Annotated in this window: 18 protein-coding genes; 12 read left to right on the top strand and 6 right to left on the bottom strand. The window is 45.6% G+C overall.

The features are described from left to right. Positions 1-31: 31 nt before the first annotated feature. The 9 genes from KDM92_RS12595 (at position 32) to KDM92_RS12555 (ending at position 5,319) form a co-directional block, all read left to right on the top strand. On the top strand, positions 32-967 hold the full coding sequence (locus tag KDM92_RS12595) for a recombination-associated protein RdgC (protein ID WP_212684814.1): 936 nt from the start codon (positions 32-34) through the stop codon (positions 965-967). Continuing rightward, complete coding sequence (locus KDM92_RS12590) at positions 964-1,578, top strand: ASCH domain-containing protein (protein ID WP_212684813.1); 615 nt, start codon at positions 964-966, stop codon at positions 1,576-1,578. The genes KDM92_RS12595 and KDM92_RS12590 overlap by 4 nt, the downstream gene beginning before the upstream one ends. Beyond that, a complete protein-coding gene (locus tag KDM92_RS12585; RefSeq protein ID WP_212684812.1) occupies positions 1,575-1,730 on the top strand; it encodes a hypothetical protein in 156 nt (51 codons plus the stop codon). The genes KDM92_RS12590 and KDM92_RS12585 overlap by 4 nt, the downstream gene beginning before the upstream one ends. Next, the gene (locus KDM92_RS12580; RefSeq protein ID WP_212684811.1) at positions 1,727-1,996 is read left to right on the top strand and encodes a hypothetical protein; all 270 of its coding nucleotides are present in this window, start codon (positions 1,727-1,729) and stop codon (positions 1,994-1,996) included. The genes KDM92_RS12585 and KDM92_RS12580 overlap by 4 nt, the downstream gene beginning before the upstream one ends. Next, positions 1,993-2,931, top strand: coding sequence for a hypothetical protein (locus KDM92_RS12575; protein ID WP_212684810.1), 939 nt, complete (start codon positions 1,993-1,995; stop codon positions 2,929-2,931). Before KDM92_RS12580 ends, KDM92_RS12575 begins: the two co-directional genes overlap by 4 nt. Beyond that, the gene (locus KDM92_RS12570; RefSeq protein ID WP_212684809.1) at positions 2,924-3,253 is read left to right on the top strand and encodes a hypothetical protein; all 330 of its coding nucleotides are present in this window, start codon (positions 2,924-2,926) and stop codon (positions 3,251-3,253) included. The genes KDM92_RS12575 and KDM92_RS12570 overlap by 8 nt, the downstream gene beginning before the upstream one ends. Next, positions 3,250-3,510, top strand: coding sequence for a hypothetical protein (locus tag KDM92_RS12565; RefSeq protein ID WP_212684808.1), 261 nt, complete (start codon positions 3,250-3,252; stop codon positions 3,508-3,510). Before KDM92_RS12570 ends, KDM92_RS12565 begins: the two co-directional genes overlap by 4 nt. 422 nt (positions 3,511-3,932) lie before the next feature. Continuing rightward, complete coding sequence (locus tag KDM92_RS12560) at positions 3,933-4,154, top strand: excisionase (RefSeq protein WP_212684807.1); 222 nt, start codon at positions 3,933-3,935, stop codon at positions 4,152-4,154. Then, positions 4,111-5,319 (top strand): Arm DNA-binding domain-containing protein, encoded by a 1,209-nt coding sequence (locus tag KDM92_RS12555; RefSeq protein ID WP_212684806.1) that lies wholly within the window; start codon positions 4,111-4,113, stop codon positions 5,317-5,319. Before KDM92_RS12560 ends, KDM92_RS12555 begins: the two co-directional genes overlap by 44 nt. Before the next feature lie 251 nt (positions 5,320-5,570). Here KDM92_RS12555 and feoB read toward each other — a convergent pair whose 3' ends face one another. Together feoB and KDM92_RS12545 are read right to left on the bottom strand one after the other, a co-directional pair. After that, positions 5,571-7,478, bottom strand: coding sequence for a ferrous iron transporter B (gene feoB, locus KDM92_RS12550; protein ID WP_212684805.1), 1,908 nt, complete (start codon positions 7,476-7,478; stop codon positions 5,571-5,573). Continuing rightward, on the bottom strand, positions 7,475-7,828 hold the full coding sequence (locus KDM92_RS12545) for a FeoA family protein (RefSeq protein WP_212684804.1): 354 nt from the start codon (positions 7,826-7,828) through the stop codon (positions 7,475-7,477). Before KDM92_RS12545 ends, feoB begins: the two co-directional genes overlap by 4 nt. Positions 7,829-8,175: 347 nt before the next feature. Between KDM92_RS12545 and KDM92_RS12540 the strand changes: the two genes are divergently transcribed. Next, positions 8,176-10,665, top strand: a complete 2,490-nt coding sequence (locus KDM92_RS12540; protein ID WP_212684803.1) for an adenosylcobalamin-dependent ribonucleoside-diphosphate reductase — start codon at positions 8,176-8,178, stop codon at positions 10,663-10,665. 103 nt (positions 10,666-10,768) lie between these two features. Here the strand turns inward: KDM92_RS12540 and KDM92_RS12535 are convergent, their stop codons facing one another. The 4 genes from KDM92_RS12535 to KDM92_RS12520 form a co-directional block, all read right to left on the bottom strand. After that, a complete protein-coding gene (locus KDM92_RS12535) occupies positions 10,769-12,088 on the bottom strand; it encodes a TolC family outer membrane protein (RefSeq protein ID WP_212684802.1) in 1,320 nt (439 codons plus the stop codon). Positions 12,089-12,215: 127 nt separating this feature from the next. After that, on the bottom strand, positions 12,216-12,539 hold the full coding sequence (locus KDM92_RS12530; RefSeq protein WP_212684801.1) for a rhodanese-like domain-containing protein: 324 nt from the start codon (positions 12,537-12,539) through the stop codon (positions 12,216-12,218). A 24-nt stretch (positions 12,540-12,563) separates the two neighbouring features. After that, positions 12,564-13,214 (bottom strand): protein-L-isoaspartate O-methyltransferase family protein, encoded by a 651-nt coding sequence (locus KDM92_RS12525; protein WP_212684800.1) that lies wholly within the window; start codon positions 13,212-13,214, stop codon positions 12,564-12,566. A 266-nt stretch (positions 13,215-13,480) separates the two neighbouring features. Beyond that, entirely contained in the window at positions 13,481-14,125 is a 645-nt protein-coding gene (locus KDM92_RS12520; RefSeq protein WP_329603158.1) for a TetR/AcrR family transcriptional regulator, read from the bottom strand. Positions 14,126-14,286: 161 nt separating this feature from the next. Between KDM92_RS12520 and KDM92_RS12515 the strand changes: the two genes are divergently transcribed. Both KDM92_RS12515 and KDM92_RS12510 read left to right on the top strand, forming a co-directional pair. After that, on the top strand, positions 14,287-14,562 hold the full coding sequence (locus KDM92_RS12515; protein ID WP_212684799.1) for a YkgJ family cysteine cluster protein: 276 nt from the start codon (positions 14,287-14,289) through the stop codon (positions 14,560-14,562). Between the two features lie 117 nt (positions 14,563-14,679). Next, positions 14,680-15,519 carry an undecaprenyl-diphosphate phosphatase gene (locus tag KDM92_RS12510; RefSeq protein ID WP_212684798.1) on the top strand — a complete coding sequence of 280 codons (840 nt, stop codon included), beginning with the start codon at positions 14,680-14,682 and terminating at the stop codon, positions 15,517-15,519. The last annotated feature ends 2 nt before the right edge of the window (positions 15,520-15,521 follow it).

Here is a 15,521-nt window from a genome sequence, read left to right as displayed (position 1 = left end):
GCCAACATTAACCAAAACTCAGAGAGAAACCATGTGGTTCAAAAATCTAACAGTATTCCGCTTGCCAAAGAATTACGCGATCACGGTAGAAGCCCTGCACGCATTTTTGACCCGCATGCAGTTTTCCGACTGCGGATCGTCTGATGATTCTAGTTCTGGCTTTGTGCCACCGATTGAAAAAGGCTTGCTTGCACACTGCGTCAATCATCAATTCTTGCTCAAGTTCATGACTGCGAAGAAATTGCTTCCGTCATCAGTGGTTAGCCAAGTCTTGAAAGCTCGCGTCGATGAATTGGAAGAACAGCAAGGATTCCGACCAGGACGCAAAGCCCAAAAGGATTTGAAGGAACGCATTATTGACGAACTGTTGCCGCGTGCATTCACAGTTCAAAGCGCGGTAGGAATCTGGATCGATCCGGTTAACGGCTGGCTAGTGATGGACACAAGCAGCCAAAGCAAGGCAGATGACATTCTTAAGCACCTGCTCAAGTCTATCGATACGTTCCCTATTGAGTCGCTGCGCTCCAAGACTGCACCTCAAACCGCAATGACCGATTGGCTAGCTGGCAACGAAGCACCTAAAGGTTTCACGATTGACCAAGACGCCGATTTGCGAGCACATACCGAAGATAAAGCCACGGTTCGCTACGTTCGTCACTCTATCGATCCTGACGATGTACAGCGCCACATCGCAGCAGGCAAGCAATGCACGAAACTGGCTATGACTTGGGATGATCGTATCTCGTTTATTTTGACCGATAGCCTAGTAATCAAGCGTATCAAGCCATTGGATATTTTGGCAGAGTCAAAACAGGACGTCCAAGATGAGCAAGAGCGTTTCGATGCTGACTTTTTGCTGATGACAGCCGAGCTAAACAAGATGTTGGACGACATCGTTTATTCGCTTGGTGGCGAGCTGGATTATCAGATGGATTTGGTTAATGAAACTGCGAAGGTGACAGCATGAAACAGCGCCCTATTCTATTCAGTGCCCCGATGGTGCGCGCTTTGCTTGATGGTAGCAAAACTCAGACGCGTAGGATCATTACGCCACAACCTCAAGCGGTTTCAGAAAACAAGATCATAGATTGGGAAGGCGACGCGAAAGTGCTTGCGCAATTGCTAAAGCAATCAGGCAAAGAATGCCCCTATGGTCAAGTTGGCGATCAACTATGGGTTCGCGAAACATGGCGAACCGACGACAGCCTAGACAGCAAAGCACCTTCGACATTCGCTAGCTGGCCAGTGAAGTACGAAGCAGACGGAAAAGTTCTTACCCATGGCGCTTTTCATGGGAATACTAAAGGAAAGACTCGGACATCAATCCACATGCCACGCTGGGCAAGCAGGATCACGCTCGAAATCACCGGTGTTCGTGTTGAGCGCCTGCAGGACATCAGCGAGGAAGACGCAATGTCAGAGGGAGCAATTGGCGGCCATGGTGCGATTCCAAACTATCAGTATGCGGCAACACCAGTCGAGCACTTCAAGCATATTTGGGAATCCATCAACGGCGCAGAGTCATGGGAAGCAAATCCATGGGTATGGGTTTTAGAATTTAAGCGAGTAGAACAATGATCGTAAGCAAACAAAGAATCCAAGAAACGTATGAGGACATCTACGGACTTCATAAGAACGATGCCGAACGTATCGCAGCAGTTTCAAAAATGCTTGGCGTAAGCACTGATGCAGTTGTGCAGGTTATTTATCAGATCGAGGTGGAAGCGTGAGTGAAAACTTATTCTTGGGCGACACGACTTACCCGCACTTGCCAGATGTTGAACAGTTGCAGTCTCGCATTGCACAGCTAGAGGCAGAGCTAGCAGAGGCGAGAAAAGATCAAGCGCGGTATCAGTGGATTAGATCACAAAATTGTAATCAATCGAATTTGTGTGTGGTTGTAAAGCCAAAATTAAACGTAAAGCTAGGCGCATATTGTCCAAGTTTAGATTTACTTGATAAACAAATTGACGCAGCAATTAAGGAGCAGCAATGAATAACAAAGAAGCGATACAGAAAGCGTTTGAAGCATTCATGGCAAACGATGAAAAGTTTCCAGATGGCTGCAATATGACTGAGCGCGTTTTTAACGCTGGCTACCAAGCAGCCCTAGCATCACAGGCACAGCAGCCAACAGCCTACCGAGTAATTGCATCAGCGAATGGTGAAGTTGTGCGCGATTCATTGGAATTTACGCGCATGTCTGAATTAGATGAAAAAGTTGTTCGTAAAAGCTGCGACTTGGAGATTGTCCCGCTTTACGCTGCCATGCAATCACAGGCACAGCAGCCAGCATTCCCGCCACGCGATTTGACAAAGCCAGCCGAGCAGCAAGGTATGTTCAGCAAATTCCATGTTGAGCGTGTGGACGGTAGTAGCGCAAAAGGTGGAAAGCATCACGGTTGCAGATATTGGGTTCTTGATCTTGACCATGATAAACATGCGCCAGCAGCGATGCGCGGATATGCGGAAGATTGCAAAGAAACACACCCAATTCTAAGTGCTGAAATATTTGCTGAGTTTGGCATGCAATCACAGGCACAGCAAGAGAGCAAGCAAGGCTGCAAAGAATGCGACGGGCAAACATACATTCATTCACCGACAGGCGAATATCTTGGGGAATGTCAATTCTGCACGAAGGAAGAAGAGCCTTATGCGTATGACGTGCCGACAAAAGACGGCACAGAGTTAGCCTATGCAATCTACTTCACCAAGTACAACAACCCATTGCCAGAAGGCGCAATACCGCTTTATGCATCACAGCAAGAGTCACAATTGCCCGACATATCAGCTCTAAAGCGGATCGCAAAGGAGTTGAAAACGTATATTCCAGAAGCCGACGAATATAAAGGTAAATTTATTCATAAAGTATGGGCTAAAGAAATAGAGTCGGCACTACCACCAGCACCAGAGGGAGATAAAGATGAATAACACAAAAGCACCTTGGCATGTTGGAGGCAAAGACAAATGCACAATTTACGATAAGTTTGGGCAAAGAATCGGAAACACGTTTGAAGGAGTAATGGCTACACAAAAAAGTGATTCCGAGTGTCAAGCAAACGCAAAATTGATGTGTGCAGCACCCGAACTTTTAGAGCTAGTTACTAGGGCAATAGCAAGACTAGAGATTGCTCATAGCCACGGGCATGGACTTATGCGAGAGTGGGCTGTTGATGCCAGAAAACTTTCAAGCGAACTATTAGGAAATCCCGAACAGTTCAAACCGCCAGCACCAGAGGGAGGCGACAAGTGAGCAAGATGAAATATGTAGTCGTCAAACGCGGCGACAACCCAGAAGAAATCTACATTTTCCCGACCAACATTGACCACAATGAATTTGCCGAAGTTCTCTCTTACATTAAGACAGGCGGCAGGAATTGGCGGCGCGAGTATGCAAAGCCAATTTCAGCAGGTTTTACAGACGGCATTACATGCTTTGGTCGCAGTGAGACGCTTAACTTGGACAGCCGAAAATCAGTTGATACAGCACTTTTGCAAGGTCAATCATGACTAACACACGCACACTAAAGAGCCGCAATCAGCGCGAGGGATGGTATGTCGGAAAGCACTCAGGCTACCTGATTGATTTTTTAAAACATGACAGCCGAGTATGGGCGGGGAAGCATTGCAGACAAGGTTTTGACCAATACGCTGTGCCGCTTCGCAACTTGAAAGATTATTGGAAGGGATTTAGTCATGAGTGAAATAAAACCAGTGTATCAAGAAATGAAAACCTACTGTCTTGGATATACGCACGATAAATGCCGATCGTGCCTTCATGATGCAAACTGGCATGCTTTAAACGAAATGCCAGATTCAGACAGACTTGAATTGCAGAAAAATATGACTCGCATCAATTCTGACAAATGTCGAATGACAAGCATGGGCGAATACGCTCTAGTTGAAAAATATGTAGATCCGGAGATAAAGCCATGAATCACCCACTTACATGGGTTAAGCTCGAAAAGTACATTGAACTATCAGGCGATACCAAAGAATCTGTCCGAAACCGCCGAAAAGTTGGAAAATGGCTAGATGGGGTCGAGACAAAAATTTATGAAGGCCATATCTGGGTCAACCTACGAAAAGTCGAAGAACGGATAGAAAATCATGGATCACAAGGGAATCGAGCTGCGCAAGGGAGTCAACAGTGAATCAATCCGCATCAAGTTTATGTATCGCGGCATGGAGTGCAGAGAGTCGTTAAAGCTTGCGCACACAAAAGCGAACATAAACTATGCTGTTCGATTGCGTGGCGAGATTCTGAATGCGATCGAGAAAAATACTTTCCGGTATATCGACTACTTCCCAGGCTCAAACAATGCAGCGAAATTTGGAAACGTGCCATCGCGGGTGACTATTGGTGAATTACTGCGAGAGCAACTGAGAATCGCCGAAAAGACTCTCTCGCCAAGTACCACCAGAGGCTATAAGCAGGTATATCACTCGCACCTGGAAAAACAGTGGGATAAAACGCTTTTGGTCGATCTAACACCGCCAGCCATTCGCGCTTGGATCGCAACGCTTGATTGCAAGATTAAGACGATTCGCAACATCATCACGCCATTGCGCAACGCACTAGAGCAAGCAGTTAATGATGACTTGATACCTTCAAACCCGCTTGAGCGCGTGAAGTTAGACAAGATCATTCCGCGAGAACAGCGCAAAAGTGCTTATATCGTTGACCCGTTTTCTTTCGATGAAATCACTGCAATTCTTGGCGCGTGCACAGGGCAAGAACGCAATTTGTGGCAGTTTGCCTTCGCCACTGGAATGAGAACATCAGAATTTATCGCGCTGGATTGGAAATCGATCGATTGGATTGGAGCAAAAATACAAGTGCGTCGTGCAATGGTCGAAGGAATAATTAAGGATGAAACCAAGACACTTGCTGGAGCAAGGCAAATAAACATGCTGCAAGCCGCGCATGATGCCCTAGTCGCTCAGAAAGAGTTTACGCAATTGCAAGGTAAGTTTGTGTTTCATGATCCGCGCTATGGATTGCCATGGGCTAGTGATGATCCGCTGAAAAAACGCTGGATGATTATTTTGAGAAACGCCGGAGTCCGGTACCGAAACCCGTACCAGACACGGCACACGTTCGCCAGTACGTTATTAAGCACCGGAAGCAATCCACTTTACGTTGCAAAGCAGATGGGGCACCGCGACACTGAAATGATTACCCGCAACTATGGACGATGGATTGAGCAAGGAATCGAACCGGTTGAAAATCACGGAGCCGAAAACAGCAATCTCAAACTTTCTGAATTTTTCGCCCAAATTTCGCCCACAAGCAAACCCAAGAAAGCTAAAAGCTAGTCAATCAAAGGTTTTAAGACGACATGAACGCGGGTTCGATTCCCGCCGACTCCACCAGAATAAATAAAAATGGCTACCCTCTCGGTAGCCATTTTTATTTCTAGTCTCAAAAATCAAGGTCTAAATTTAGCGTTTACAAACGCCTTAATAACAAAAAGAGAACTCACAAAATGCAATTCGAGGATGAAGTAAGAGCACCCTCGAAAACTACGCTCGAATTATGAACCCTCAAATACGAGCGTTTAACTTACTCAACCCAATCCGCAAGCAAGCGCCACTCTGTAGGTTATAAATGACGCTAAATAAGCCAAGCCAAATAAATATGTCAGCATAATCACAGGCATTTTCCAACCACCTGTCTCGCGCTTGACTGTCGCTAAAGTTGAAAGGCATTGCGGTGCAAATACGTACCAAGCCAATAATGACAATGCAGTTGCCAAACTCCATTGTTGTGCGATCAAGGGCGCTAAAGCTTCAGCGGTGTCACTATTCGACGCGGCAAGTGCATAAACTGTTCCCAAGGCGCTGACAGCAACTTCACGGGCAGCCATACCAGGCACCAAGGCGATACTAATTTGCCAGTTAAAACCAATCGGTTCAAATACCACGGCTAATGCTTTGCCGATATAGCCAGCAAAACTATATTCAATCGCAGCCCCTGTCGCACCTTCTGGAGCACCGGGATAGCTTGCGAGGAACCATAATGCGATGGTCATGATCATGATGATCCCGCCAACTCGACTCATAAAGATCACAACTCTTTGTTTGAGACCGGTTAACACATTTCTGATGGTCGGCAAATGATAACTAGGTAATTCCATCATTAAAGTACGAATCTGACTTTTGGCGGTGAACCGTTTGAGAACCCAAGCAACAGCGAGAGCACCAATAATTCCCGCTGCGTACAACGCAAATAAGACCAAACCTTGTAGCTCCAAAAATCCCCACACCTCGCGCTGTGGAATAAAAGCGCCAATCAGCAAAGCATACACCGGCAAACGCGCAGAACAAGTCATTAATGGCGCAATCAAAATAGTTACCATACGATCACGGGGATTAGCAATCGTACGAGCCGCCATAATCCCTGGAATTGCACAGGCAAAACTTGATAGCAGCGGAATAAAAGAGCGTCCAGACAAACCCACACCACCCATCAATCGGTCTAGCAAAAATGCTGCACGAGGCAAATAACCTGACTCTTCCAGAATTAAAATGAAGAAGAATAAAATTAAAATCTGCGGTAAGAAAACCACGACCCCGCCCGCACCAGCGATAATTCCATTCACAATTAAGCTTTGCAGCCATCCTTCGGGCAGCAATCCCGTAACTGTCTCGCCAAGCCATTCGGTACCATCTTTGATCATGTCCATCGGGACATTTGCCCATGCAAACACTGCCTGGAACACCAAAAACAAAATTAGCGCCAATAGGGATGGCCCAACAACCGGATGCAATACCACTCGATCAATTTTGTCGCTAACGATGTGCGGAATAATGTCATCCAAACCCAGCTTAGCTAAAATCTGTCTCACACGCTCATGGTCAAGATCGGTATGCGATTGCACTGCGGGATCGGCGTCACTCAAATGCGCGCCAACACTAACTTGATTCAAGGTGCCCACATTTTCTAACATCGCTCTCAGTTCAGCTTCACCGCCCTGCCGAACCCCGACAGTGCGAACCACTGGAACGCCCAGCTCACGCGCTAAAGCTTGCTCGTCGACATGAACACCGCGTTGCTCCGCCATATCGGTCATATTCAACGCGACCATGCAGGGAATACCAAGTCGCTGTACGGCTATCACTAAACGAAGGCTACGTCGTAAATTGGTCGCATCGACCACACACACAACATAATCCGGACGCTTTTCACCAACAGCATTTCCATATAAAACATCATGTGTCACCCGTTCATCTGGCGAGCGCGGATGCAAACTATAAGTACCTGGCAAATCTAATACTCGTATGGTTTTATCAGTTGCTGTCTTAAATCGCCCTTCTTTTCTCTCGACGGTGACGCCCGCATAGTTCGCCACCTTTTGCTTACTATCAGTTAGTAAATTGAACAGTGCGGTCTTACCGCAGTTAGGGTTCCCAACCAACGCAACCAAAGGACCACTTGCATGAAAATGAACGACTGACGGTTTTACTTGTTTCATGCAGCAGCCTTATCTTGCAATACATCGACCATAACACAGGCCGCCTCTGCCTTGCGTAAAGCAAAAGTCGATAAACCAATTCGAATTACCATTGGGTCGCCGCCCAATGCGCCGCGTGCCATTAATGTGACTGGTTCTCCGGCAATAAAACCAATATCTTCAAGCTGCGTTTGCCACTCTGGCATATCAGAAGGCGTAATCAATTGACGAACTACACATCTCTCACCAATCATGATGTCTGACAGACTCTTCACCCTTTCAGAACTGACATACTTCGCTACGATCGACGAAGCATAGTTAGGAGTATCAACTTCCTCATGCGTTGCCAACTTGATATTTACTGAGTTCATAGACTTGCACTCTTAAAGATTTTCTTGAAGCAAAACTATAAACGAGAATCATTCTTATGTAAATCAAAGGCAGTAGACAAGTAGGGGCAAATTTCTTACGCAAGATCAATAGTTCAGAAAATACGCGCGCAAGATCAGCATTAAGCTCAATTTGATTATCCAAGAATGCTTTTGCAAAACAAAAATCTTAAATATGCCCTTCATCGGCGACGCAAAATAAATGCAATTAAATCAAAAATAGATAGCAACCCTAAATTGAGTCCAATCAAGGAAAAACCACGATAGAGGTCTATAATGAGGTATTCCTTTCCGCTGTAAAGCATTACCTCCTCCAAGAAAAAAACCATATGAATGCGAACGATAAAATCCTAGGATTAACTGAAATGTCCCCACAAGAAATATCCCTAGACGTACTTCTTGAAAAATACGCAAAAGGCGATGAGGCGACAATCCACGATGTGCAAGCGCGCGTTGCTAAGGCACTTGCCACTGTCGAGGCGCCCGATTATCAGGCCTATTACGAAGAGAAGTTTCTATGGGCGCAAAAAAATGGCTTCGTTCCAGCTGGTCGAATCAACTCAGCGGCTGGCATGGATTTACATGCAACTTTGATTAATTGCTTTGTTCAACCTGTTGGCGACTCCGTTTCTAGTACAACCGATGGCAAACCTGGAATCTACACAGCACTATCTGATGCAGCTGAAACCATGCGACGTGGCGGCGGGGTTGGTTATGATTTCTCCACCATACGACCAAAAGATGCCTTGGTAAAAGGAACTCGCTCCCGCGCTTCGGGCCCAGTTTCCTTTATGCAAGTGTTTAACGCCTCATGCTCCACTGTGGAATCAGCGGGCGCACGTCGCGGTGCTCAAATGGGCGTACTTCGTTGCGATCATCCAGATATCCTCGAATTTATTCACGCAAAAGATCAAGGTGGCTTAACGAACTTCAATATTTCGATTGGCGTTACCGATGAGTTTATGAGCGCGGTTGCCAGCGATTCTGAGTTTGCGTTGACGCATAAAGCTGAACCAAGCAAAGATAAAAAAGAGGCTGGCGCCTACCAAAATGATTCTGGATTGTGGGTTTATGAAACGGTTAGAGCGCGTGATTTATGGGATGCGGTAATGACCTCAACCTACGATCATGCAGAGCCTGGAATTTTGTTTTTATCGCGCATTAATGCCGAAAATAATTTGTACTATTGCGAAACAATTGAAGCCACCAACCCATGTGGTGAACAACCATTGCCAGACTATGGCTGCTGCTGCCTTGGTTCGATTAATCTGACGCGCTTCGCAAAATCGGCATTTACTGAACAAGCTAGTTTTGATTTTGAGGCCTTCCAAGCTGTTGTGAGCGTGGCAACGCGTATGCTCGACAACGTGCTCGATGCAACTGCATGGCCACTACAACAACAGCAAGATGAAGCGATGTCGAAGCGCCGCGTCGGTTTAGGCTTTTTAGGCTTGGGTAGCGTTCTAGTGATGCTTGGCTTGCGCTATGATTCCGCCGAAGGACGTACATTTGCCCAACGCATTTCTGAAGTTATGCGCGATACAGCCTACCAATCCTCGGTTGAACTTGCCAAAGAAAAAGGCGCATTCTCACTGTTCGATAGCGAACTCTATCTGCAAGGTGCTTTTGCACAACGCTTACCAAATCATTTGCGCCAACAAATTGCACAGCATGGCCTGCGTAACTCACACTTACTCTCGATTGCACCAACTGGAACGATTACTTTGGCATTTGCTGATAATGCGTCAAACGGGATCGAACCCGCATTTTCATGGGTTTACAATCGTAAAAAGCGTATGGCAGTTGGCGATAGCAAAATTTACGAAGTGGCTGATCATGCGTGGCGCTTATATCGTCATTTAGGCAATGACGTCTCTGACGATACTAAATTACCGCATGCATTTGTCACTGCACTCAATATGTCTGCCAATGACCACATGCTGATGCTACAAGCGGTACAACCCTATGTAGATTCTGCTATTTCAAAAACTGTTAATGTCCCTGCAGATTATCCTTATGAAGATTTCCAAAATCTCTACATGGATGCTTGGCGCGCTGGTCTCAAGGGACTTGCCACCTACCGACCAAACAATGTGCTTGGAAGTGTTTTATCGGTTAGCACTGAAAACACAGCCCCCGCTACCAAAGTCATTCCCGACGATGATTTATTACGCAAACAATTTGATGGGCGCCCATTTGGCGACCTAGAATCAGTCACATCTAAAGTCCAGTACATGACTTATGAAGGCAAGAAGACGGTTTATCTCACCGTTAGCTTCATACATGTTCAGGGTATCGTCGGTGGAGAGCCAGCAACAATCGAACGACCATTCGAGTTTTTCATGCCTGCTGGACAAAAAAACGATGGTCAACAATGGATTTCCGCTAGCATGCGTCTATTATCGATGGCAGCACGATCTGGTGGTTCGATCGCGAAAGCACTAGCAGACATGCGCGAAGTTGTGTGGGATAAAGGAACAGTACGCTGCGGCATGATCACCAAAGACGATGGCTCACAAGCACCTCTCTTTCACGAATCAGAAGTCGCGGCAATTGGCTATTCGCTGCAGCGCATTTTGATGAAACGCGGCTTCCTAGATGCCAGCGGCAATCAAGTGCCTATCGTCGTGTTAGCAGAAAAATTCAAGAATAAGCAACTTGCCTACAGCATGGATGACTTAGCCTATGAAGTAGAATCCGCACCTATCAGCTACACAGCAACAGGCAAGAAGTGCCCTGATTGTGGCGCTTACGCTTTACAAAAAATCGATGGTTGCTCACGCTGCATTTCTTGCGGCTATGTCGGTGCCTGCGGCTAATTTTTCCCTCAAGCACGAAAAGTTTCAGATTCACAATAGGATCTGAGTGCAATAAAAAACCCGCTAGATTTAGCGGGTTTTTTGTGACTTCGTATAGCTATATTTATTGCGTCAATAAAGCATTTACTTCAGCCAAATCAGCTTCTTTCAAGGATCCAGCCGCGGCTTTTAAACGCAAGCCACTCATGATCGAATCGTAACGCGCTTTTGCTAAACTTTGACGCGTGTTCGACAGTTTTTGTTGTGCATTCAAAACATCAATATTGATACGCACACCAACTTGATAGCCGAGCTTAGTGGAATCTAACGCAGATTGGCTTGAAATTTCTGCTGCTTCAAATGCCTTAATTTGCGCTAAACCACTCACCACACCAATGTACGATTGACGTGCAGCTTGGGCGGCATTACGACGCGCCGTTTCCAAATCATTGCGCGCTTTGTCTTCTAAAGCGATGGATTCACGCACGCGACTGTCGGTGGAAAACCCTGCAAAAATTGGGACATTTAATGTCACACCAATTGTAGTTGGTTTGGCGTAACCAGATGGTGTTGTAGCACCAGCATTAACAGAGTTGCGCCCTGTCGTCGCAGTCAAATCTAAGGTTGGCAAATGACCTGCACGATTCTTCTTGATCTCACGCTGTGCTACCTCTAAACCAATCTGAGAAGTAGCAACCACAAAGTTTTGTTTCTCTGCAGTCGTGACCCAATCATTCAACTGTGCTGGAACAGGTGCGGTCAATTGCACGCCATCTTTTAACTTCGCTAAATCACCTGCGTCTTTACCGATAATTTGCCGTAATGCAGCGCGCTTTACATCCAAATCACCTTGTCCAGCCAACTCTTGTGCAGTGATCAAATCGAATTGCGATTGTGCTTCATGAGTATCCGTAATCGTTTGCGTTCCTACCTCGAAATTACGTTTTGCTGAAGCTAATTGCTCGGCAACTGCCACTTTTTGCGCTTGCAGTGTCTTGAGGGTATTTTCAGCAGCCAACACATCAAAATAGGCCTGACTCACTCGCAACATCAAATCTTGCTGTGCAGCTGCGAATTGCAAGTCAGTTGAGATTACCGATAACTTTGACTGTTCATAAGTTTCCCACGAACCCCAGTTAAACAAGGGTTGCGTCAATGATAAACTCATTGTATTGCCGTTATTTGTCGACTTAACTGTTGATCCAACGTCTGGATCAAACTCACTACGTGTGCGATTTGCATTTGCGGTCAAATTCACGCGAGGTAACAATCCCGCACGTCCTTGAACAGAACGCTCTTGACCAGCTAATTTTGAAGCACGAGCTGCACTGAACTGTGCATCATTGACTAAAGCTTCCTTGTAAATTTGTAGCAAATCGCTAGCACCAGCGTTTAAAGAAATAAACGCGGTCGCAATAAAAGTAGCGATAATAGATTTACGCATAAAATGCTCCGAAAAAAATTAAAAGCCGCTCGCTTAATTTACTCTTCTGAAATTCCAAGCAAAATCTAAGCAAAAACGACAATAAACCACCTACACCGAATGTCTTTAGCACCACTAAAGACAACTCTTAATATGTGGGCATAGAAGTATCAACTTGCAATGCCCACGCATGTACTCCACCGGTCAAATTGATGATTCGATTAAAACCATTTCTCTCTAGGAAATGTGCAACCTGCATACTACGTCCGCCGTGATGACAAATACAAACAATTTCGGCATCACGGTCTAACTCTTCTAACCTTAAGGGCAAAACCGACATAGGCATCAATTGCGATTGCGCGATATGACAAGTTTCATACTCCCAAGGTTCCCTAACATCGAGTAGGAATGGCATTTTTTTTGATGAATCAGACAGCCAATTTGCTAATTCAGACGCAGAGATATGTTCCATAAATAAAATTTAATTTACAACAAATTATAAAGTGAAAGTAGGCGCAGGAATAGCTTGCGTCAACGCTGGCACCGAAGTCTCAAACAATGCCTTGGTATTAAAAAACAATTCTGACTCACGAGCAACTAAAGTTGCGGTCATTACAGGTGCCTTACCAATGATCACGAACAAACGTCCACCGACATTCAATTGTTGCTGCAAATTCTCCGGCACAGATTCAAGTGAGCCAGTCACAACAATCACGTCAAAATTTGCGAAATTGGTGTTTTTTAACGCGTCGCCCCACTGAACATCAACATTTGTAATGCCGTTTTTGCTAATGTTAGCTTGAGCTAAACTCTTGACTTCAGGTACCGCTTCCATCACCGTCACATGACGTGCTTGATGCGCCAACAAGGCTGCCAAATAACCACTATCAGCGCCAATCACCAACACAGAATCGGTCTTCTTTGCTGCCACTTCTTGAACGATTCTTGCTTCTAATTTGGGACTTAAAGAAGTCACACCAGCAGCTAACGGCAAACCTGTATCAAAAAACGCCAAACTTTGTTGTTCTTTAGGGAAGAAATTTTCACGCTTCACAATTCCCAATAATTCCAATACTTCAGGCGCGCTGACGTTGGTTGGACGAATTTGCTGCTCAATCATATTAAAACGGGCTTGTTCGATATTCATGTTCATTTCTCGTGGCATTAAATTAAAAAGTCAGTTTTCAGAAGTGACAAAACTACGCATCTCCATCTGAACTGACGATGAGGTCGAAAAGCTTGGCTTACAATCAATTAGCTTCGCTCAAGATTCAACCAAATTCGCCATTTTATCAAAGCGTGTCTGTAAATGATCGTTTTCGCGCTGGTTTTCACATTTTCTATGCAGATTATTTGCGTATTTATTCAAAACCTAAAATAGATCAATATTTCCGTGATTATCTCGACAAGAAATTAAGTGCGATTTTGATCAATCAAAATGCTGCGTAAGGCCATATCAATATAAAAATCCAAATATGCGCCCAGCTTTTCTGGCTCCACTTGGCACACACCGTTCGAATGCTTCCACATCATCATCATAATCATGGGCGACATTAAAATTTTTGGCGCAACTTCTAAGTCCATCGCACGAATCTCACCACGTTCCATACCGCGCTTGAGCAAGGTCGTAACCAGTTTTTCTCCGCGATCAACGACTTCTTCCTGATAAAACTTAGCAAGTTCTGGGAAATTACCCGCTTCTGCCGTCATCAACTTCGGCAAACCAGAAAGTTTAGAGGCGCCCATATTGTCCCACCAAGTTTTGGTGATGATACGAAACAGCTCCTCGCTTGTTCCATCAAATTGATCAATTAGCCCTTCTGCTTCGCCTAGCAAGGGGACTATCGATTCACGCACAACCGCCTTGAACAATTCTTCTTTGCTACAGAAATACAAATACAAGGTCCCTTTTGATACCCCTGCAGATTTTGCAACATCATCTAAACGGGTCGCTGCGAATCCCCTAGCAACAAAATGATCCAAAGCCGCATCCAGCAGTTCTTGCGGACGCGCATCTTTTCGTCTTTCCCAGCGTGGCTTAAATGGACATGACATCATGACAAAAAACACTCTAAATTTAACTTACTCAAGAGTCAGTAATGTAAGCCTTCAGCGCAAAATGGTCAAGCTCAGCTCTACTCCCGCTCTCTAACAATCGCTGCCACATACTTTCAATAAAATGAATCAGATAAAATAGCGTTTTGATTTCGTCGAATGATATGAGCGCATTTCATTGCCGCCCTAGCTGTGCCGCTTGTTGCACAGCACCGTCCATCAGTAGTCCTATCCCCGGAATGCCAAATGGCAAGCCAGCTGGCGTGCCGTGCATACAACTCACAGCTGATTTACGCTGTGCCATTTTCGGACAAGCTGGGCGCCCAGCATGTTGTTCTGGGTTACAGGCTTCTGCGGAGATGTGCGGTGATAACCGTGAATATGCGATTGCTTGGCTGACCAAGTTGGAACTAACAACATCACCATCGACTGCAAAGTAAGTTAGCTAAACACCATTAGCGACATCAAGGTCGGTAATTTGCAGCTCATTACAGCTCAAATCACGCTCCCACATGATAAGCTTCGTCCCTTCGTTTTTTAATTAATCAGCACCAAACATGGATTTATCTCTCGCACTTAAAGTCATCATTATGGGCATCGTCGAAGGACTGACGGAATTTTTGCCCATTTCCTCAACCGGCCACCTGATCCTTGCTGGTAGCTTGCTTGACTTTACGGGAGAAAAAGTCAAAGTCTTTGAAATTGTGATTCAAGCTGGTGCGATTTTTGCCGTGTGCTGGGAATACCGCCAACGAATTATCAATGTTGTGAGCGGTTTGGGAAGTGATATCAAGGCACAACGCTTTGCTCTGCACGTCATCGTCGCATTCTTGCCTGCAGCAATCTTGGGTCTAATGTTTAGTAAATACATCAAGGCATATTTATTTAAACCGGTGCCAGTTGCGATGGCTTTTATTCTCGGTGGCATTTTTATTCTTTGGACTGAACGCCGTCATCACCTCAACAGCCAACACCGCGCACCACACATTGATAATCTGGATGATATGCGCCTAGTCGATGCACTTAAAATTGGCTTAGCGCAGGCCTTTGCTTTGATTCCCGGCACCAGCCGCTCTGGCGCCTCGATTATTGGTGGCATGTGGTTTGGTATGTCTCGAAAAGCAGCAACTGAATTTTCATTTTTTCTAGCAATCCCAACCTTACTCGGCGCAACCGTCTACTCTTTATACAAAGCACGTAACGAATTATCGAGCGCTGATATTCCGATGTTCGGCCTAGGTACGATTGCTGCATTCATTTCCGCATTCTTCTGTGTGCGTTGGTTGTTGCGCTATGTCAGTTCACACAGCTTCAACGCGTTTGCGTGGTATCGGATTGCGTTCGGCTGCATGATCTTGATTACCGCTTACACTGGCGTTATCAATTGGGCGGAATAAGG

Origin of the sequence: Affinundibacterium baiyunense (genome assembly GCF_018139645.1) — a bacterium.
Lineage (GTDB): Bacteria > Pseudomonadota > Gammaproteobacteria > Burkholderiales > Burkholderiaceae_D > Undibacterium > Undibacterium baiyunense.
The sequence above is the reverse complement of the archived record's forward strand: the minus strand, read 5'-3'. Positions and strand labels throughout refer to the sequence as shown.